The organism is Microlunatus capsulatus, from assembly GCF_017876495.1.
Lineage (GTDB): Bacteria > Actinomycetota > Actinomycetes > Propionibacteriales > Propionibacteriaceae > Microlunatus > Microlunatus capsulatus.
Genome location: NZ_JAGIOB010000001.1, coordinates 1680656 through 1698895 on the forward strand (window position 1 = coordinate 1680656; position 18240 = coordinate 1698895).

At 75.1% G+C, this 18240-nt stretch carries 19 protein-coding genes, 3 tRNA genes and 1 riboswitch; of the genes, 13 read left to right on the plus strand and 9 right to left on the minus strand.

Going from position 1 to position 18240, the window contains the following annotated elements; translation table 11 throughout:
• Window positions 1–9: 9 nt before the first annotated feature.
• From rpmG to JOF54_RS07775, 4 genes are all read right to left on the minus strand, one after another.
• Window positions 10–177 (minus strand): 50S ribosomal protein L33, encoded by a 168-nt coding sequence (rpmG, locus tag JOF54_RS07760; RefSeq protein WP_210054482.1) that lies wholly within the window; start codon window positions 175–177, stop codon window positions 10–12.
• Between the two features lie 102 nt (window positions 178–279).
• Window positions 280–355, minus strand: a tRNA-Met gene (locus JOF54_RS07765).
• A gap of 98 nt (window positions 356–453) precedes the next feature.
• Window positions 454–526, minus strand: a tRNA-Thr gene (locus tag JOF54_RS07770).
• 77 nt (window positions 527–603) lie between these two features.
• A tRNA-Tyr gene (locus JOF54_RS07775) sits at window positions 604–685 on the minus strand.
• 185 nt (window positions 686–870) lie between these two features.
• Between JOF54_RS07775 and JOF54_RS07780 the strand changes: the two genes are divergently transcribed.
• The 10 genes from JOF54_RS07780 to thiD all read left to right on the plus strand — a co-directional run bounded on the left by JOF54_RS07780 (window position 871) and on the right by thiD (window position 9250).
• Complete coding sequence (locus tag JOF54_RS07780; protein WP_307803947.1) at window positions 871–1362, plus strand: YajQ family cyclic di-GMP-binding protein; 492 nt, start codon at window positions 871–873, stop codon at window positions 1360–1362.
• Between the two features lie 121 nt (window positions 1363–1483).
• A complete protein-coding gene (locus tag JOF54_RS07785; RefSeq protein ID WP_210054484.1) occupies window positions 1484–1828 on the plus strand; it encodes a hypothetical protein in 345 nt (114 codons plus the stop codon).
• The gene (locus JOF54_RS07790; protein WP_210054487.1) at window positions 1825–2907 is read left to right on the plus strand and encodes an alpha-hydroxy acid oxidase; all 1083 of its coding nucleotides are present in this window, start codon (window positions 1825–1827) and stop codon (window positions 2905–2907) included. The genes JOF54_RS07785 and JOF54_RS07790 overlap by 4 nt, the downstream gene beginning before the upstream one ends.
• 13 nt (window positions 2908–2920) lie before the next feature.
• Window positions 2921–4165: a cytochrome P450 gene (locus JOF54_RS21845; RefSeq protein WP_210054489.1), complete on the plus strand. Its 1245-nt coding sequence runs from the start codon at window positions 2921–2923 to the stop codon at window positions 4163–4165.
• A complete protein-coding gene (locus JOF54_RS07800) occupies window positions 4162–4590 on the plus strand; it encodes a VOC family protein (protein ID WP_210054491.1) in 429 nt (142 codons plus the stop codon). The genes JOF54_RS21845 and JOF54_RS07800 overlap by 4 nt, the downstream gene beginning before the upstream one ends.
• A 9-nt stretch (window positions 4591–4599) precedes the next feature.
• Entirely contained in the window at window positions 4600–6168 is a 1569-nt protein-coding gene (locus JOF54_RS07805; RefSeq protein ID WP_210054493.1) for a beta-N-acetylhexosaminidase, read from the plus strand.
• A 15-nt stretch (window positions 6169–6183) separates the two neighbouring features.
• Window positions 6184–6272, plus strand: a riboswitch (TPP riboswitch).
• Between the two features lie 5 nt (window positions 6273–6277).
• Window positions 6278–7015: a thiaminase II gene (tenA, locus tag JOF54_RS07810; RefSeq protein ID WP_210054495.1), complete on the plus strand. Its 738-nt coding sequence runs from the start codon at window positions 6278–6280 to the stop codon at window positions 7013–7015.
• Window positions 7012–7827, plus strand: a complete 816-nt coding sequence (thiM, locus tag JOF54_RS07815; RefSeq protein WP_307803950.1) for a hydroxyethylthiazole kinase — start codon at window positions 7012–7014, stop codon at window positions 7825–7827. Before tenA ends, thiM begins: the two co-directional genes overlap by 4 nt.
• Window positions 7824–8447, plus strand: a complete 624-nt coding sequence (thiE, locus tag JOF54_RS07820; RefSeq protein WP_210054497.1) for a thiamine phosphate synthase — start codon at window positions 7824–7826, stop codon at window positions 8445–8447. Before thiM ends, thiE begins: the two co-directional genes overlap by 4 nt.
• A complete protein-coding gene (thiD, locus tag JOF54_RS07825; RefSeq protein WP_307803951.1) occupies window positions 8444–9250 on the plus strand; it encodes a bifunctional hydroxymethylpyrimidine kinase/phosphomethylpyrimidine kinase in 807 nt (268 codons plus the stop codon). The genes thiE and thiD overlap by 4 nt, the downstream gene beginning before the upstream one ends.
• Window positions 9251–9445: 195 nt before the next feature.
• Here the strand turns inward: thiD and JOF54_RS21850 are convergent, their stop codons facing one another.
• The 3 genes from JOF54_RS21850 to JOF54_RS07840 are packed head-to-tail and all read right to left on the minus strand — an operon-like array spanning window position 9446 to window position 10748.
• Window positions 9446–9769: a 4Fe-4S binding protein gene (locus JOF54_RS21850; RefSeq protein ID WP_307803953.1), complete on the minus strand. Its 324-nt coding sequence runs from the start codon at window positions 9767–9769 to the stop codon at window positions 9446–9448.
• The gene (locus JOF54_RS07835) at window positions 9766–10350 is read right to left on the minus strand and encodes an NADH-quinone oxidoreductase subunit C (protein WP_210054499.1); all 585 of its coding nucleotides are present in this window, start codon (window positions 10348–10350) and stop codon (window positions 9766–9768) included. Before JOF54_RS07835 ends, JOF54_RS21850 begins: the two co-directional genes overlap by 4 nt.
• Window positions 10347–10748: an NADH-quinone oxidoreductase subunit B gene (locus JOF54_RS07840; protein ID WP_210054501.1), complete on the minus strand. Its 402-nt coding sequence runs from the start codon at window positions 10746–10748 to the stop codon at window positions 10347–10349. The genes JOF54_RS07835 and JOF54_RS07840 overlap by 4 nt, the downstream gene beginning before the upstream one ends.
• A gap of 251 nt (window positions 10749–10999) precedes the next feature.
• On the opposite strand from JOF54_RS07840, the gene JOF54_RS07845 reads away from it, so the two are divergent.
• Together JOF54_RS07845 and JOF54_RS07850 are read left to right on the plus strand one after the other, a co-directional pair.
• Complete coding sequence (locus JOF54_RS07845; protein WP_210054503.1) at window positions 11000–12949, plus strand: 2-oxoacid:acceptor oxidoreductase subunit alpha; 1950 nt, start codon at window positions 11000–11002, stop codon at window positions 12947–12949.
• The gene (locus JOF54_RS07850; RefSeq protein ID WP_210054505.1) at window positions 12946–14052 is read left to right on the plus strand and encodes a 2-oxoacid:ferredoxin oxidoreductase subunit beta; all 1107 of its coding nucleotides are present in this window, start codon (window positions 12946–12948) and stop codon (window positions 14050–14052) included. Before JOF54_RS07845 ends, JOF54_RS07850 begins: the two co-directional genes overlap by 4 nt.
• Before the next feature lie 61 nt (window positions 14053–14113).
• Here JOF54_RS07850 and JOF54_RS07855 read toward each other — a convergent pair whose 3' ends face one another.
• Window positions 14114–15247 carry a Kelch repeat-containing protein gene (locus JOF54_RS07855; RefSeq protein ID WP_210054507.1) on the minus strand — a complete coding sequence of 378 codons (1134 nt, stop codon included), beginning with the start codon at window positions 15245–15247 and terminating at the stop codon, window positions 14114–14116.
• Between the two features lie 68 nt (window positions 15248–15315).
• Window positions 15316–16926: an ABC-F family ATP-binding cassette domain-containing protein gene (locus tag JOF54_RS07860; protein ID WP_425560612.1), complete on the minus strand. Its 1611-nt coding sequence runs from the start codon at window positions 16924–16926 to the stop codon at window positions 15316–15318.
• 132 nt (window positions 16927–17058) lie between these two features.
• Here JOF54_RS07860 and argE point away from each other — a divergent pair, with 132 nt between their 5' ends.
• Window positions 17059–18240 (plus strand): acetylornithine deacetylase, encoded by a 1182-nt coding sequence (argE, locus tag JOF54_RS07865; protein WP_210054512.1) that lies wholly within the window; start codon window positions 17059–17061, stop codon window positions 18238–18240.

Sequence of the window (18240 nt, forward strand, 5' to 3'; positions counted from 1 at the left end):
GCGTGGTGCTCAGCGGGTCTCGCGGTGCGCGGTGTGCGTGTGGCAGCGCGGGCAGAACTTGTTCAGCTCCATGCGGTCGGGGTCGTTCCGCCGGTTCTTCTTGGTGATGTAGTTCCGCTCCTTGCACACGGTGCACGCCATCGTGATCTTCGGCCGGACGTCAGAGGTCTTCGCCATCGTGGTGATCCTTGTTCTTCTCGGTTGCTCGAACCTACTGGGTGATGCTCGAGCGGGTCGTCCCGGAGGACGGGTCGTGCTGGTCACGTGGACCGGGCCACCTGGTAGCGGGAGCGGGACTCGAACCCGCGACACAGCGATTATGAGCCGCTTGCTCTACCACCTGAGCTATCCCGCTCTGGCTCCGCCCTCGGTGACCGACGGGACAACGGCCCGGACCGAGCGCGTATTCCTGCCGGTCGGGCTGCTCGCGCAGCCACCCCGGAGACGTTTCCGAGCCCCCATGCGGATTCGAACCGCAGACCTTCTCCTTACCATGGAGACGCTCTACCTACTGAGCTATAGGGGCCGCACCGGACCTGCCCCGAGGGGCCAGACCGACAACCAAGGATAGACGACCACCGGGGGTGGACGCGAATCCTCGCGTGGCAGGTGTTGGGTTCGAACCAACGTAGGCGATGCCGGCAGATTTACAGTCTGCTCCCTTTGGCCACTCGGGCAACCTGCCGTGCCGGCGATCCGGGGATCGGTCGGCGGGAAGGAACGATAGCAACTCCCGTGCCGCGGTGCGAACCGGTCTCCGGCCCCGTGCGCCCGGCGGAGGGGTTCGGCCATGATGGGGGCGAGCGGCGGGTCCACCCGCGCGGCAGCACCGAGCCGCCGACCGCCGCACGCACGCGAGGAGGACCGGACGTGGCATCCGAGAGCTCGATGGACGTCGTCAGCAAGGTCGACCGCCAGGAGGTCGACAACGCCCTCAACCAGGCGGCCAAGGAGGTGCACCAGCGCTTCGACTTCAAGGGCACCGAGGCCTCGATCCGCTGGTCGGGCGAGACGATCGAGATCGAGGCCGTCTCCGAGGAGCGGGCCAAGGCCGTCCTCGACGTCTTCCAGACCAAGCTGGTCAAGCGCGGCGTCAGCCTCAAGTCCCTCGACGCCGGCGAGCCCCGCTCCTCCGGCAAGCTCTACAAGATCACCGCCACCACGACCGAGGGCATCAGCCAGGAGAACGCCAAGAAGGTCACCAAGCTGATCCGCGACGAGGGACCCAAGGGCGTCAAGGCCCAGATCCAGGGCGACGAGCTGCGGGTGAGCAGCAAGAGCCGCGACGACCTGCAGGCCGTGCAGGCCCTGCTCAAGGCGCAGGACTACGACTTCGCGGTGCAGTTCACGAACTACCGCTGAGCCCTCCACCGGGCCCGCGGGCGCGGGCTCCGCAGACCTCCCGCGCCCCTGGCCCGGGCCGGGCCGGCGTCCTACGATGACCCCAGCCCGGCCCCGTGCCGGCCACTCCGAGGAGACTGCCGTGGGACTGCTGGACGACCTCAAGAGCAAGGCCGGGGAGCTGGGCGAGAAGGTCGAGGAGTCGCTCGCGGTCGCCAAGGACCGGGCGGGCGACCTGGCCGAGGCGGCCCGGGACCGCGCGGAGGACCTGGGCGGGGCTGCGCAGGAGGTCGTCGAGGTCGCCCGCGAGCGGGCCGCCGGGCTGGTCGAGGACGTGCGGGACCGCCTCGACGGCGACGACACCCCGGGCACCGCCGACAGCGCGCCCACCGGGGCCGCCGCACCGGTCGCCGACCCGCCGCCCGTGGCGGAGCCGCTGGGCTCGGACCCGCTCGACGGACCGGCGGACGGCCCGCGTCCGGCGTGAGCGCACCGCTGACCTCCGCGCCCGGCGTGCACGACGTCCGTCCCGACCCCGTCGTCGGGTTCGACTACGAGGAGCAGGCCCGGGGGCTGCTGCCGCCGCACGTCAGCGCCTACTACGGGGCCGCGGCCGGCTCCGGCGGCGGCTCGGCCGAGGGCACCGCCGACTGGTCGGCCGTCCGCTTCCGTCCCCGCGCGCTGCAGGACCTCCGCACCCTCGACACGTCGACGACGGTGCTGGGCACCCCGGTCGCCACGCCCGTGCTGGTCGCCCCGATGGCCCAGCAGCTGGGTGCGCACCCCGAGGGCGAGGCGGTGATGGCCCGGGCCGCGGCCGCGTCCGGCAGCCTGCTGGGGGTCTCGACCAACGTCGCCGTGCCGTTCTCCACCGTCGCCGCCGCCGGCGCGCCCTGGTGGTTCCAGGTCTACGTCATGCGCGACCACGGGCTCACCGAGCTGCTGGTCCGCCGCGCCGTCGACCACGGCGCCCGCGCCCTGCTGCTGACCGTCGACATGGTCGCGCTGCTGCCCGCGTCGGTGAACCCGCGGCAGTGGCCGGAGGGGCCGGCGAAGTCCCGGCTCACCAACCTGACCGCCGCCGAGCTGGCCGCGGCCGGACCGGGGGCGGTCGACATGGACGCCGGCATCAGCCTGGCCACCATCGGCTGGCTGCGCGAGATCAGCGGGCTGCCCGTCCTGGTCAAGGGCGTGCTGCGCGGCGACGACGCGGCCGCCTGCGTGGACGCCGGGGCGGCCGGCGTCATCGTGTCCACCCACGGCGGCCGCCGGCTCGGCCCGTCGGTGAGCGCGGCGCGCGCGCTGCCGGAGGTCGTCGAGGCCGTCGGGGACGCGGGCGAGGTCTACGCCGACAGCGGGATCCGCTCGGCCGAGCACGTGGCCGCCGCGCTGGCGCTGGGCGCCCGGGCCGTCTTCGTCGGCCGGCCCGCCCTGTGGGCCCTGGCGGCGGACGGCGAGACCGGGGTGCGCGCGGTGCTGGACGGGATGACCGGCGAGCTGCGGCAGGTGATGACGCAGCTGGGCGCGGCGTCGCTCGACCGGATCACCCGCGATCTGGTCGCCTGAGAGGCTGGGCCCCGTGAGCTCCCCCGCGCCGCACCTCGGCTGTCCCGTCCGCAAGCTCGACCCCGACGACTCCGCCGGCCGGCCGCCGCTGGAGCACGTCCGGGGCGCCGGGCCCGAGCGCTACGTCGTCCGCTCCTTCGACGTCGCCCGCCAGGTGCTGCGCGAGCCCGAGGGCACCACCCAGGCCGGCTTCGGCGCCGAGGGCGTGCTGGCCGGCACCCAGACCCCGCGGCCGGGCCGGCCCACCCGCACCCGGCGGGCCATGCGGCCGCCGATCCTCTTCCTCGAGGGGGCGCAGCACCGCGACCAGCGCCGGGCGGCCGCCCGCTTCTTCGCTCCCAAGGTGACCGAGGACTACCGGCCGATGATGGAGTCGCTCGCGGCCCAGCTGGTGGGCGGGCTGCGCACCGACCGGGCCGTCGACCTCAGCCAGCTCTCCATGGGGATGGCCGTGGAGGTGGTGGCCCGCGTCGTCGGGCTGACGGCGTCGTCGCGGCGCGGGATGAGCCGTCGGCTCAGCAGCCTCTTCGACGGCGACCCGCTCAGCTCCGGCTCCGGCGTCCTCGGCCGGCTGCGCGCCGCCCGGACCGGCACCGCGACCGCCCGCTTCTACTGGCAGGACGTGAAGCCCGCGATCCGGGCCCGGCGGCGGGCGCCGCAGGAGGACGTCATCAGCCAGCTGCTCGCCGACGGCTTCCGCGACCTCGACGTGCTCACCGAGTGCCTGACCTACGGCGCGGCCGGCATGGTCACCACCCGGGAGTTCATCTGCGTCGCCGCCTGGCACCTGTTCGACGACCCGGACCTGCTGGCCCGCTACCGCGCCGGCGACCGCGACGCGCGGCAGGCGCTGCTGCAGGAGACGCTGCGGCTGGAGCCCGTCGTCGGCCACCTCTACCGCCGGCTGCGCGCCCCGCTCGCGGTCGACGTCGACGGCGCGGAGCAGACGCTGCCCGCCGGCGCCCTCGTCGACCTCGACCTGCGGGCGGCGAACGCCGACGAGGCCACCGCCGGGGGGGAGCCGCTGAGCCTGTGCCCCGGCCGCCCGCTCCCCCGGGCCGTGCCGCCGGCGCTGATGAGCTTCGGCGACGGGCACCACCGCTGCCCCGGCGCCCCGATCGCGATCATGGAGAGCGAGATCTTCCTCAGCGCGCTGTTCGCGCAGGACGTCGTCGCCGAGGGGCCGCCGCGGGTGGCGTGGAACCCGGTCTCCCAGGGCTACGACCTCGACCGGCTGATGGTGCGGCGGGCCGCATGACCTCGGGCATCAGCCACACCAGCGTCGACAGCCGGGACGCCTGCGCCCAGTCCCGCTGGTGGGCCGACGTGCTGGGCTTCGCCGACGACCCGGCCGACCCGAACGAGCCGGGGCACGAGGAGTGCATGATCTTCTCCCCCGACGGCCGGACCCGGCTGCTGTTCATCGAGGTGCCGGAGGGCAAGGCGGTCAAGAACCGGCTGCACCTGGACCTGCGGCCGACCGACGGCACCCGCGAGCAGGAGGTCGAGCGGCTGACGGCGCTCGGGGCGACCCTGGTGGGCGACCACCGGCGCCCGGACGGCGGCGGCTGGGTCACCCTGGCCGACCCCGAGGGCAACGAGTTCTGCGTGCTCCGGGGGGTCACCGAGGTGGCCGACCCCTACGCGCACCTGGTGACGGACGGGAAGCCCTTTCCCGCCTAGGCTGACGGCGTGCTGCTACCCCGACCGCGCTCGGTCCACCGCCGTCCCGACACCTCCTTCACGCTGACGCCCGAGCTGGCCGTGGACGGCCCGCCCGCCTGGGCGGCGATCGTGCGACGGCTGCTCTCCCCGGGCACCGGGCTGGAGCTGCCGCGGGCCGAGGGCGGGGCCCTGCGGCTCGTCGCCGACGAGGAGCTGCCGGTCGAGGCCTACCGGCTCGCCGTGGACGCCGACGGCATCACCATCACCGCGGGCGACGACGCCGGGGTCAACTGGGCGGTCCAGACGCTGCGGCAGCTGCTGCCGCCGGCCGTCCTGCGCCCCGCGCCGAGCGGGGCCGCCCTGGTCGTCGAGGGCGTGGAGGTCGACGACGCCCCCGCCTACGCCTGGCGCGGCGTCCACCTCGACGTCGGCCGGCACTTCATGCCGCTGGCCGACCTCTTCCGGATGGTCGACCTCATCGCCCTGCACAAGTACAACGTCCTCCACCTGCACCTCACCGAGGACCAGGGCTGGCGCTTCGAGTCCAAGCGCTACCCGAAGCTGCAGGAGGTGGCCAGCTGGCGCCGCGAGACGCGCCGGCCCGCCGACGCCGAGGGCGACGGCACCCCGCACGGGGGCTACTACACCCAGGACCAGCTGCGGGCCGTGGTGGCCTACGCCGACCAGCGCGGCATCACCGTCGTCCCCGAGCTGGAGTTCCCCGGCCACGTGAGCGGCGTGCTGGCGGCCTACCCCGAGCTGGGCAACCACCCCGAGACCGGCTACGCGACGGCGACGACGTTCGGCGTCTTCGACGAGGTGCTCAACCTCGACGACCGGACGATGGCCGTGGTCTACGACCTGTTCGAGGAGCTGCTCGACGTCTTCCCCAGCCGCTACGTGCACGTCGGCGGCGACGAGTGCCCGCGCACCGAGTGGCTGGCCAGCGACGCCGCGGGCAAGCTCGCCGCCGAGCGGGGGCTGCTCGGGCCCGACCAGCTGCAGCGCTGGTTCACCGCCGAGCTGGGCGCCTGGCTCGCCGAGCGCGGGCGGATCCTCGTCGGCTGGGACGAGATCGCCGACGACGGGCACGTCGCCGACTCCGTGGTGATGGCCTGGCGCGACTCCTCCTACGGCCGGGCCGCGACCGCCGCGGGCCTGCCGACGGTGATGGCGCCGATGACCCACCTCTACCTCGACTTCTACCCCAGCGCCTCCGACGACGAGCAGTACTCCATCGGCGGTCTGACCACCGTCGAGAAGGTGTACGGCTTCGACCCGCTGGACGGCATCCCGGCGGACTCGCACCCGCTGGTGCTGGGCACCCAGGTCCAGCTGTGGACCGAGTACATGCCGACCACCCGCCGCGTCGACTACATGCTCTTCCCGCGGGCCTGCGCGCACGCCGAGGTCGCGTGGTCGGACCCGGCGGACCGCTCCTGGGACGAGTTCGAGCCCCGGCTGGTCGCCCATCTGGAGCGGCTGGACGCCCTCGGCGTCGACTACCGGCCGCTCGCCGGGCCCCACCCCTGGCAGCAGGGCGGCACCGGCCGGATGCGCCGACCCGACGCGCACCGGGCGGAGGCGCTCGCCTAGGCTGGTGCGGCCAAGACGCGGGAGCTCGACGGGATCGGGCTGAGAGGGTGGCTGCCGGCCACCGACCGCTTGAACCTGAGCCGGGTAATGCCGGCGGAGGAAGTGGGCCGTGCTCGACGTCACCCCAGCTGCCACCCCGCGCGCCCGCGCGCCGCTACCCCCGGCGGCCGCGCCGGCGCGACCCCTCGGCTCGTGGTCGGAGCGGCTCTGGGCGGTGCTCGCTCCCGTCGACGCGGCCGTGCTCGCCCACCCGTTCCTGACCGGGGTCGCCGACGGCACCCTGGCGCCCGCGGTGTTCACCGGCTACCTCGTCCAGGACGCCCACTACCTCGCCGGCTACGCCCGCGCGCTGGCGCTGCTGGGCTCCCGCGCGGAGGCGCTGGCCGACACCGCCGTCCTGGCCCGGCACGCCGCCGGCACCGTCGAGGGCGAGCTGGTCCTGCACGCAGAGCTGCTGGCCGCCGTCGGCGTCGACGCGACCGCGCTGCCGGCGGGACCCTCCCCCACCACGCACGCCTACACCGCCCACCTGCTGGCCGCCGCCGCCCTCGGTGCGGTCGCCGACGGGGTGGCCGCCGTGCTGCCCTGCTTCTGGCTGTACGCCCGGGCCGGCGCCGCGCTGGCGGCCGCGGGGAGTCCCGAGCCGCGCTACCAGCGCTGGGTCGACAGCTACGCCGGCGAGGCCTTCGCGGCTGTCGTCGAGGAGGTGCTCGCCCTGGTCGACCGGCTGGGGACGGGCCTGACGGCGGCGCAGCGCGCGCACGCCGAGGCCGCGGCGCTGACCAGCGCCCGGTACGAGTGGATGTTCTTCGACGCCGCGCTGCGGCAGGAGAGGTGGCCGGTGTGAGCGGGACGGACGTGGACAGCGCGGAGGTGCTGCGGGTGCTGACGGCGGTGCGCGAGCGCGCGCCGCTGGTGCACTGCATGACCAACGTGGTGGTGGCCGGCTTCACCGCCAACGTGCTGCTGGCGGTCGGCGCGTCGCCGGCGATGGTGGAGAACGCCGAGGAGTCGGCCGAGTTCGCCGGGATCGCGGACGCGCTGCTGGTCAACCTCGGCACCCTGTCGGCCGAGCGCTCGCGGGCCATGCGGCTGGCCGCGGCCGCCGCGCAGGCCCACGACAAGCCCTGGGTGCTGGACCCGGTGGCCGTCGGGGCGATGACCTTCCGCACCGGCCTCGCCGCCGACCTGCTGGCCCACCGCCCCGCCGTCGTCCGCGGCAACGCCTCGGAGGTGCTGAGCCTGGCCGGTGCGGCCGGGGCCGGCCGGGGCGTGGACAGCACCGTCGGCGCGGAGGCCGCGGTGGGCACCGCCCGCGCGCTGGCCGCGCGGACCGGGGGCGTCGTCGCCGTCAGCGGGGCCGTCGACCAGGTCACCGACGGCGAGCAGCTGGTGGAGGTCCGCACCGGGCACCCGCTGATGACCCGGGTGACCGGCGTCGGCTGCGCGCTGGGCGCGCTGGTCGCCGCCTGCTGCGCCGTCGAGGACGACCGGCTGCTGGCCGCCGTCGCCGCGACCACGGTGCTGACCGTCGCCGCCGAGGAGGCCGCGGTCCTCAGCCGCGGGCCGGGCTCCTTCGCCGTCGCGCTGCTGGACGCGCTCGACGCGCTGGACGGCCCGACGCTGGACGCCCGGACCCGGGCCCGGGCGGCCCGGTGAGCCGGCCGGCGCTGGACCTCGACCTCTACCTGGTGACCGACAGCGCGCTCTGCGGGCCGCGGGGCGTGGTCGAGACCGTCCGCCGGGCGCTGCCGGGCGGGGTGACCGCGGTCCAGGTCCGCGAGCCGCGCGCCACGACCCGGGAGCTCTGCGCCCTCAGCCGCGAGCTGCTCGCGGTGCTGGCGGGGACCGGGGTGCCGCTGCTGGTGAACGACCGCCTCGACGTGGCGCTGGCCGTCGGCGCGCAGGGCGTCCACCTCGGGCAGTCCGACCTGCCGGCGGAGGACGCGCACCGGGTTGCGCCGGAGCTGCTGCTGGGGCTGTCGGTCTCGACGCCGGAGCAGGTCGCGGCGGCGCCGGACTGGCTGGACTACCTGGGTGTCGGGCCGGTGCGGGCGACGGCGACCAAGCCGGAGGCTGCGGCACCGCTGGGGCTGGCGGGGACGGCGGCGCTGGTGGCCGCGGCCCGGGTGCCCTGCGTGGCGATCGGCGGGATCGGCCCGGCGAACGCCGCGGAGGTGCGGTCGACGGGGGTGGCCGGGATCGCCGTCGTGTCCGCGGTCTGCGCCGCCGACGACCCGGCGGCGGCCGCCGCGGCGCTGCGGGGGCGTCGGGCGTGACGGTGCCTGTGCCGACCGTGCTGACGATCGCCGGCACCGACCCGAGCGGTGGTGCCGGCGTCGCCGCCGACCTCAAGACCTTCGCGGCCCTGGGCGCCTACGGGACCCTCGTCGTCACCGCCGTGACAGCCCAGAGCACCCGCGGGGTGGACGCGGTGCACCAGCTGGACGGCTCGTTCGTCGAGCAGCAGCTGGAGACGCTGCTGGCCGACGTCCGCGTCGACGCGGTGAAGATCGGCATGCTCGGCACCGCCGGGGTGACCCGGGCCGTCGCCGCCGTGCTGCGCCGGCACCGGCTGCGCCACGTCGTCCTCGACCCGGTGATGGTGGCCACCAGCGGCGACCGGCTGCTGGCCGCCGACGCCGTCGCCGCCCTGCGCGACGAGCTTCTGCCGCTGGCCGACCTCGTCACCCCCAACCTGCCCGAGGCCGCCGACCTGCTGGGCGTCGCCGAGGCCCGCGACGAGGAGGAGCAGCACGCCCAGGCCGTCCGGCTGGCCGGGGTGACCGCGCGGGTGCTGCTCAAGGGCGGCCACCTCGGCGGACCGGAGAGCGTCGACCTGCTCGCCGAGGGCGACGCCGTCGTCCGGCTGGCCGCCCCCCGGGTGGACACCACCAGCACCCACGGGACCGGCTGCACCCTCTCCTCCGCCGTCGCCGCCCTCCGGCCCGCCGCCCCCGACTGGGAGACCGCCGTCCGCGGGGCGAAGGGCTACCTCACCGCCGCCCTGCGCGCCGCCGACCGGCTCGACGTCGGGACCGGTCACGGCCCCGTCCACCACTTCCACGCCCTCTGGCCCTGAGCCCCGCGCCAACTCCGCCCGGCGGGCGCAGCGAGTGCTGAGAAACGGCAGGAATCAGGCGCCCAGGAGCGCGGTCTTCCAGCACTCGCCCCCCCGCCCCCACCAGCGGGAGTTGTCAGAACTGAGGTCGGCCAGGACCGCCGCCACGTCTGACAAGTCGGCACTGAGGTGACCCCGGGGGCGACGCAGGGGCGCTCAGGTCGGGGGCGGGCCGGTCAGGTCGTCGATGCCGTGCCGGAGGAGGACGGCGCTGGGGGCGGCGGCGGTGTGCTGGGGCTCCCAGGCGAGGGCGTCGAAGGGGCACTCGTCGACGCAGATGCCGCAGTACATGCAGAGGCTCCAGTCGATCTCGAAGCGGTCGAGGACGTTCTGGGTCCGCTCGCGGGCACCGGCGGGCAGGTCCGGGACCGGCTCGGTGTGCGAGTCGATGGTGATGCACCAGGCCGGGCACTCGCGCGCGCAGACCATGCAGGAGGTGCAGGCCGGCTCGATGAGCCGGATGGAGCCGTGCCCGGTCACCGGTCAGCCCCGCGTCGTGCGGTACCGGGGCGACGGCGGACCCGGCCCCCGACGGCGGACTCGGCCACCTCGTCGGGGCTGGCCGGCCCGGCGTCGGGGTCGCGGTCGCCCCAGACGGCCGGGTCAGGTACCCCGGGCGGCACCATCCGACGTCGACTGGGGGACGCGGCGCTCTCCCCCGGCTCCTTGGCGCCGGGCCAGGCCAGCGCCGTCCGGGCGCCGAGGACGGCGTCCTTGCGCAGCGGCGCGCCCTCGAAGTCGGGGCCGAGCAGCAGCCGGCGCGGGTCGCCGCCGTCGAAGGTCAGGCCGAACATCTCGGCGGCCTCGCGCTCGGGCCAGCCGGCGCCGGCAACGAGGTCGCGGAGGCTGTCGAGCCGGCCGCCCTCGCGCGGCACCTCGGTGCCCAGCCGGCGGGTCTCGGCGGGGCGGTCGGGGTGGCGCAGCACGACGACGACCCGCAGGACGTCGGCGCGGCCCACCTCGTCGACGGCGCCCAGCCACTCGAAGAACGTGAACCCCTCGGACAGCGCGGCGCCGACGGCCTCGCGCCAGCCCGCGGCGGGGACGGTGACGCTGCTCACGCCGGCACCCGCAGGTCGTCGAGGACGGCCTGCAGCGCGCCGGGCGGGGGCGGGCAGCCGGGCACGTACACGTCGACCGGGACCAGCGCGTCGACGCCCTTGGTCACCGCGTAGGAGTCCCAGTACGGCCCGCCGGAGGAGGCGCAGACGCCGAGCGCAACGACCACCGGCGGGGTCCCGGCCAGCGTGGCGCAGGCGTCGACGAGCGCGGCGACGGCGGGGGCGAGCCGGTCGGTGACGGTCCCGGAGACGACCACCGCCACGCGGGCGCCGACCGGCAGCGCGACGGGCAGCGCCGCGGCGGAGAGGGTCGCGGCCTCGACCTCCAGGCTGCAGCAGGCCAGGCCGATCTCCAGCACGTGCAGCGTCCCGTCGCCGTACCAGTCGAGCCACCGCATGGGGAACACGCTAACCCGGTCGGGTGTTGCACCAGGCGTCGCCGCGAGGCAGCGGGGGTTCTCAGCCGATGGATGGTCGGGGGCCCAGGTTAGGGCCGCCTTATCATGGAACGCTGGGGCACGGTGCCACGCGCGGCGCGAACCAGCATCCGCCGGCACCGCCGGCTCCGAACCATCCCCCGGGCCTCGCGCCCCCGCGCCGGCCCAGCAGGTCCGTCACGACCCCGTCCGCCACAGAAGGGCACGTAGCTGTGAAGCAGGTCCACACCCTCGACCGCGTCGTCATCCGGTTCGCCGGGGACTCCGGGAACGGGATGCAGCTGACCGGCGACCGGTTCACCGCCGACTCCGCCGTCTTCGGCAACGACATCTCGACGCTGCCGAACTTCCCGGCCGAGATCCGGGCGCCAGCCGGCACCCTGCCCGGCGTCTCCAGCTTCCAGCTGCACTTCGCCAACTACGACATCATGACCCCGGGCGACCGGCCGGACGTGCTCGTCGCCATGAACCCGGCGGCGCTCAAGGCCAACATCGCCGACCTGCCGCGCGGGGGCGTCGTCATCGCCGACACCGCGGACTTCACCAAGCGCAACCTGGCCAAGGTCGGCTACGCGGCGAACCCGCTCGAGGACGACAGCCTCGCCGACTTCCAGGTGCACGCGCTGGACCTGACGGGCATGACCGTCGAGGCCGTCAAGCCCTTCGGGCTGAGCCGCAAGGACGCCTCCCGGGCCAAGAACATGTTCGCGCTCGGCCTGCTGTCGTGGCTGTACCACCGCCCGACCGAGGGCACGCTGGCCTTCCTGACCCGCAAGTTCGCCAGCAAGCCGGACATCCGCGACGCCAACGTCACCGCCTTCAAGACCGGTTACGCCTTCGGCGAGACGACCGAGGTGTTCGCCGTCCGCTACGAGGTGGCCCCGGCCCCCATGCCGCCGGGCCGCTACCGCCAGATCAACGGCAACACCGCGCTGGCGCTGGGCCTGGTCACCGCCGCCCGCAAGGCCGACCTGCCGCTGTTCCTCGGCGCCTACCCGATCACCCCAGCCTCCGACGTGCTGCACGAGCTGAGCAAGCACAAGCGCTTCGGCGTCACCACGTTCCAGGCCGAGGACGAGATCGCCGGCGTCGGCGCCGCGCTGGGCGCCAGCTTCGCCGGCCACCTCGGCGTCACGACGAGCTCGGGCCCCGGCATCGCGCTCAAGGCCGAGACGATCGGCCTGGCCGTGATGACCGAGCTGCCGCTCGTCGTCATCGACGTCCAGCGCGCCGGCCCCAGCACCGGGATGCCCACCAAGACCGAGCAGTCGGACCTGCTGCAGGTGATGTACGGCCGCAACGGCGAGGCGCCGGTGCCCGTGCTGGCCGCGCAGTCCCCGTCGGACTGCTTCGACACCGCCGTGGAGGCCGTTCGGATGGCGGTGAAGTACCGCACCCCGGTGATGCTGCTCTCCGACGGCTACATCGCCAACGGCGCCGAGCCCTGGCACGTGCCGGACCTGTCGGCCATCGCGCCGATCGACCCGCAGTTCGCCACCGAGGCCAACGGCACCGACGCGAAGGGCGAGCCGGTCTTCCTGCCCTACCTCCGCGACCCGGAGACGCTGGCCCGGCCCTGGGCCGCGCCCGGCACCGACGGCCTGCAGCACCGGATCGGCGGCATCGAGAAGGCCAAGGACACCGGCGCGGTGTCCTACGACCCGGCGAACCACGACGCGATGGTCCGCACCCGGCAGGCCAAGATCGACGGCATCGTCCGCGACATCCCGGACCTCGTCGTCGACGACCCGGCCGACGCCGAGGGCCGCACCGCGCGCGTCCTCGTGCTGGGCTGGGGCTCGACCTACGGCCCCGTCACCGCGGCCGTCCGCCGGGTCCGCAACGGCGGCCGGCTGGTCGCCCAGACCCACCTGCGCCACCTCAACCCGTTCCCGGGCAACCTCGGCGAGGTGCTGCGGAGCTACGACCGCGTCATCGTGCCCGAGATGAACCTCGGCCAGCTGGCCATGATGCTGCGGGCCAAGTACCTCGTCGACGTGCACAGCTACTCGCGCGTCCGCGGCCTGCCGATCTCGCTGAGCGAGCTGGCCCGCGACCTCGACGAGGAGATCGACGCCCTGGCGGGCGACCCGGACCGCGAGCCCTCCCCCGACCCGGCCGACGAGCTCACCACCCTCAGCACCGAAGGAGTCCCCGCGTGACCACGCTCGACCGCCCCTCCACCGCTCCCGGCAGCACCCCGCGCTCCGGCATCGCCGGCGTCCCGCTGGCGCTGGAGCCGCTGACGCGCAAGGACTTCACCTCCGACCAGGAGGTCCGCTGGTGCCCCGGCTGCGGCGACTACGCCGTGCTCGCGGCCTTCCAGGGCTTCATGCCCGAGCTGGGCATCAAGAAGGAGAACACGATCATCGTGTCGGGCATCGGCTGCTCGTCGCGGTTCCCGTACTACGTCGACTCCTACGGCATGCACTCGATCCACGGCCGGGCGACGGCGATCGCCACCGGCGTGGCCACCGCCCGCGAGGACGCCGCCGTGTTCGTCATCACCGGTGACGGCGACGCGCTGTCGATCGGCGGCAACCACCTCATCCACATCCTGCGGCGCAACGTCAACGTGACGATCCTGCTGTTCAACAACCGGATCTACGGCCTGACTAAGGGCCAGTACTCCCCCACGTCCGAGATCGGCAAGGTCACCAAGTCGACGCCGCTGGGCTCGCTCGACAACCCGTTCAACCCGGTCTCGCTGGCCCTGGGCGCCGAGGCCACCTTCGTGGCCCGGACCATCGACTCCGACCGCAAGCACCTCACCTCGGTGCTGCGCGAGGCCGCCGCCCACCGCGGCACCTCGCTGGTGGAGATCTACCAGAACTGCCCGATCTTCAACGACAACGCCTTCGACGCGCTGAAGGACCCGAGCACGTCGGCCGACGCGATCATCCCGCTGGTGCACGGCGAGCCGATCCGCTTCGGCACCGACCTGCACCTGGGCGTCGTCCGCGACCCGGCAACGGGCGAGTTCAGCGTCGTCGAGGTCTCCGACGTGGGCGTCGAGGCCCTGGTGGTGCACGACGCGCACCTGCAGGACCCGTCGTACGCGTTCGGGCTCTCCCGGCTGACCGACGCCGGGGTCCTGCACCGCGCGCCGATCGGCATCTTCCGCGACGTCGCGGCCCCGGCCTACGACGACCTCGCCCGCGAGCAGGTCGCCCTGGCCAGCGCCTCCGGCGGCGACGACGACGCCCTCCAGTCGCTGATCAACGGCGCCGACGCCTGGATGGTGGGCGGCGCACAGGAGGACTGACCGACCCGTGCCCTGAGCCTGTCGAAGGGCCTTCGACAGGCTCAGGTAGCGGGGGCGGGGCTCAGGGCAGCGTCAGCAGGAAGCCGTCGGCGCGGATCCCGGTGCCATCGTCGCCGCCGAAGGCGAACAGCCACCGGCCGCCCCCCGCGGACCCCATCGCCTGCCGCTCGTCCGCCGCGGGCAGCGCCGGCACCGTGGTCCAGCGCAGGGTCTCGGGATCGAGCAGGTGGCGCCAGAGACCGACGCGACCGCCCACGACCTCTCCCTCGGTCTCGGCCCCACGTCCCCGCGGCGGCTCCGGGACGGCCGAGACCGTGCCGGTCGCCGGGTCGACGACCTGCCCGTTCCCCGAGGGGTAGGGCGTCGGGCCGCCCATGCCGTCGTAGGAGTAGCTCGGGAAGACCCACCGGTCCCCCACCGCCACCGCGCCGCCCTCGGCGTCGACCCGCTCCTCGCGCGCCGTCCAGCGGGTGAGGCCCGCGTCCAGGGTGGCCACCCGTCGACGCCGGTCCGACCCGCTGCGCGGCACCCCCGACAGCACCAGCCGCTCCCCGTCCCAGGCGGCGGCCCGCCCCGTCAGCGGCCCGAGGGGGTCCGCCGGCAGCGGCCGCCAGCGCGAGGCCCCGGGGTCGAGCACCAGGTCGGGGCCGGCCGGCTCCTCGTACGGGGTGCTGACCACCACCAGCCGCTCCCCCACGACGACGGGGTCGCCGTGCTCCCCGGCCGGGACCGGCAGCTCCGACCAGCGGTCCTGCGCGGCGTCCCAGGCCAGCAGCACCCCCGGCGCGTCCTCCTCGCTGACGTCGGTGCTGCGGACGTAGAGGGTGCTGCCGCCGACGGCGGTGGCGGAGCCGCTCACACCCACCGGCGCCGGCGCGATCGGCGCCCAGACCCCGGTGGCCGGGTCGAAGGCGGCGCCGTCGCGGAGGTCCGGCGTGCGGGGCCGCAGGCAGGCGGCGGCCGGCGGGCAGGGCCGGTCCTCCCGTCCGCCCACGACGACGAAGCGGTCACCCACCCAGGCCGTCGCCGGGTCGTGCCGAGCGCTCAGCGGGCCGGCCGGCACGGCCACCCACGACCCGACCCGGTCGCCCGGCGTCGCAGGCGTCGCCGGGGCGCCGCAGCCGGCCAGCGCGCCGCCGCCGGCGACGAGCAGCAGCGCCGCCAGCCCCAGCCCGCTCCTGCCCCGTCGCCGCACGGCCTCAGCCTGCCAGCGCGGGGCCGGTCCGGACAGAGCCACGAGGTCACGGTTGAGGGGTCGAGACCTCAGGCGACGGTGACCCGCCCGGCCTCGACCGACCAGCTCTGGTCGAGGTCGACGTTGCCCAGCAGGCGCCGGTCGTGGCTGACCAGCAGCAGGGCGCCGTCGTAGGAGGCGAGCGCCTGCTCCAGCTGCTCGATGGCGGGCAGGTCGAGGTGGTTCGTCGGCTCGTCGAGGACCAGCAGGTTGACCCCGCGGGCCTGCAGCAGGGCCATCGCCGCCCGCGTCCGCTCCCCCGGGGAGAGCCGGCCGACCAGCCGGGTGACCTGGTCGGCCCTGAGGCCGAACTTGGCCAGCAGGGTGCGGACCGCACCGGCGTCCATCGCGGGCACGACGGCCTCGAACGCGTCGCCCAGCGGCAGGTCCTCGGCCAGCCCGGTGCGGGCCTGGTCGATCTCGCCGACGGCGACCGACGCGCCCAGCGATGCGCGGCCCTCGTCGGGCTGGAGCCGGCCCAGCAGCAGCTCCAGCAGTGTCGTCTTGCCCGCCCCGTTGGGCCCGGTGATGCCGATCCGGTCCCGCGCGTCCACCTGCAGCGAGACGGGGCCGAGGGTGAAGCCGCCGCGCCGCAGCACCGCGCCGTCGAGCACGGCGACGACCGCGCTGGAGCGGGGGGCGGCGCCGACGCTGAACTGCAGCGCCCACTCCTTGCGCGGCTCCTCGACCTCCTCCAGCCGGGCGATCCGGGACTCCATCTGGCGGACCTTCTGGCCCTGCTTCTCGGCCGACTCCTGGCTGGCCTTGCGCCGGATCTTGTCGTTGTCCGGGTTCTTCTTGATGGCGTTCCGCACGCCCTGGGAGCTCCACTCGCGCTGGGTGCGCATCCGCGAGACGAGGTCGGCCTTCTTGTCGGCGAACTCCTCGTAGGCCTCGCGGGCGTGCCGACGGGCCACCGCGCGCTCGGCGAGGAAGGCGTCGTAGCCGCCGTCGTGGACGGCGACCTGGTGCTGGGCGAGGTCCAGCTCGACGACCCGGGTGACGACCCGGGCGAGGAACTCGCGGTCGTGGCTGACCAGCACGACCCCGGCGCGCAGCCCGCGGACGAACGTCTCCAGGGTCTCCAGCCCGGCCAGGTCGAGGTCGTTGGTGGGCTCGTCCAGCAGCACGAGGTCGAAGCGGCTGAGCAGCAGCGCGGCCAGCCCCGCGCGGGCGGCCTGGCCCCCGGAGAGGCTGGTCATCGCCGCCCCCGGGTCGGCGTCCAGGCCCAGGTCGGCCAGCACGGCCGGGATGCGGTCCTCGAGGTCGGCCGCGCCGGTGGCCAGCCAGCGGTCCAGGGCGACGGCGTACGCGTCGTCGGCGCCGGGCACGTCCGAGCCGAGCGCGGCGGCGGTCGCCTCCATCGTGGCCGTCGCCTCGGCGGCCCCGGTGCGGCGGGCGAGGTAGCCGGCGACGGTCTCGCCCGGCACCCGCTCGTGCTCCTGGGGCAGCCAGCCGACGAAGGCGTCGGGCGGGGCGGTGCTCACGGTGCCGGCCAGCGGCCCGAGCTCACCGGACAGCAGCCGGAGCAGCGTCGACTTGCCGGCCCCGTTCGCCCCGACCACCCCGACGACGTCGCCCGGGCCGACGCTGAGGTCGAGACCCTCGAACAGGGTCTGGTGCGCGTACCCGCCCGCCAGGCCCTTGGCCACCAGAGTTGCGCTCACCGGCCCATCGTAGGGACGCGGGCCCCGACCGCCGCACGCTTTCCCCAGCACCCCAGCAGGTGGGCCCCGCCCGGGGCCGCGGGCGGGGTGCGCGAGACTGAGCGGATGCCGGAGAACTCCCTGCCCGCCTCCCTGCCCTGGATCGAGCGGCTCGTCGCGATCGACACGACCAGCCGGAACTCCAACCTCGAGCTGATCGAGGTGCTGGAGGAGGAGATGACCCGGCTGGGGCTGAGCCCGGAGCGGATCCCCGACGCCACGGGCACCAAGGCCAACCTCGTGCTGACCCTGCCGGCGTCCGACGGAAGCACCGGGGGCGGGGTCGTGCTGTCCGGGCACACCGACGTCGTGCCCGTCGACGGCCAGACCTGGAGCAGCGACCCCTTCACCCCGGAGGTCCGCGACGGCCGGCTCTACGGCCGCGGCACCGCCGACATGAAGTCCTTCATCGGCGTGGTCATGCACCAGCTGCCCGAGCTGGCGGCCGCCTCCCTCGCCGAGCCGGTGCACCTGGCCTTCTCCTACGACGAGGAGGTCGGCTGCCTCGGCGGCGCCCAGATCGCCGCCGCCCTCGGCGCCCGTCCCGAGCCGCCCCGGGTCTGCATCGTCGGGGAGCCCTCGAGCATGCGCGTGATCGCCGGCCACAAGTCCAGCAACCTCGTCGAGCTGGTCTTCCACGGCCGCTCCGCCCACTCCTCGCTGACCCCGCAGGGCGTCAACGCCATCGAGTACGCCGCCCGGGCCGTCACCGCGGTCCGCGACCTGGCCGACCGCCGCCGCGCCGAGGGCCCCTTCGACGAGGCCTACGTCGTGCCCTTCACCACCGCCGGCGTGAACGTCGTGAGCGGCGGGATCGCCACCAACACCGTGCCCGAGCTGTGCACCGTCCGCTACGAGTTCCGCACCGTCGCCGAGGACGACCCGGCCGCCGTGATCGAGGAGATCACCGCCGTGGCCCGCGGGCTGGAGGCCGAGATGCGGGCCGAGCACCCGTCCGCGTCGGTCGACGTGCGCGTGATGGCCCAGGTGCCGAGCCTGGACTCCAGCCCCGACGGCCCCGCCGCCCGGCTGGCCGTCGAGCTGGGCGGCACCCCGTCCGGCGACAAGGTCACCTACGGCACCGAGGCCGGGCAGTTCGCGGACGCGGGCATCGACGCCGTCGTCTGCGGTCCCGGCGACATCGCCCAGGCCCACGCGGCTGATGAGTACATCGAGCTGGACCAGGTGGTGGCGTGCGAGCAGCTCGTCGCGACCCTGGTGGACCGGCTGACCCGCACCGACGGCTGA

Excerpts from the sequence above, each read along its gene's own strand:
- JOF54_RS07800 (WP_210054491.1), top strand. The coding sequence starts at position 4,162 with ATGACCTCGGGCATCAGCCACACCAGCGTCGACAGCCGGGACGCCTGC.
- JOF54_RS07840 (WP_210054501.1), bottom strand. The coding sequence starts at position 10,748 with ATGCGGTGGCTCGACTGGTACGGCGACGGGACGCTGCACGTGCTGGAG.
- rpmG (WP_210054482.1), bottom strand. The coding sequence starts at position 177 with ATGGCGAAGACCTCTGACGTCCGGCCGAAGATCACGATGGCGTGCACC.
- argE (WP_210054512.1), top strand. The coding sequence starts at position 17,059 with ATGCCGGAGAACTCCCTGCCCGCCTCCCTGCCCTGGATCGAGCGGCTC.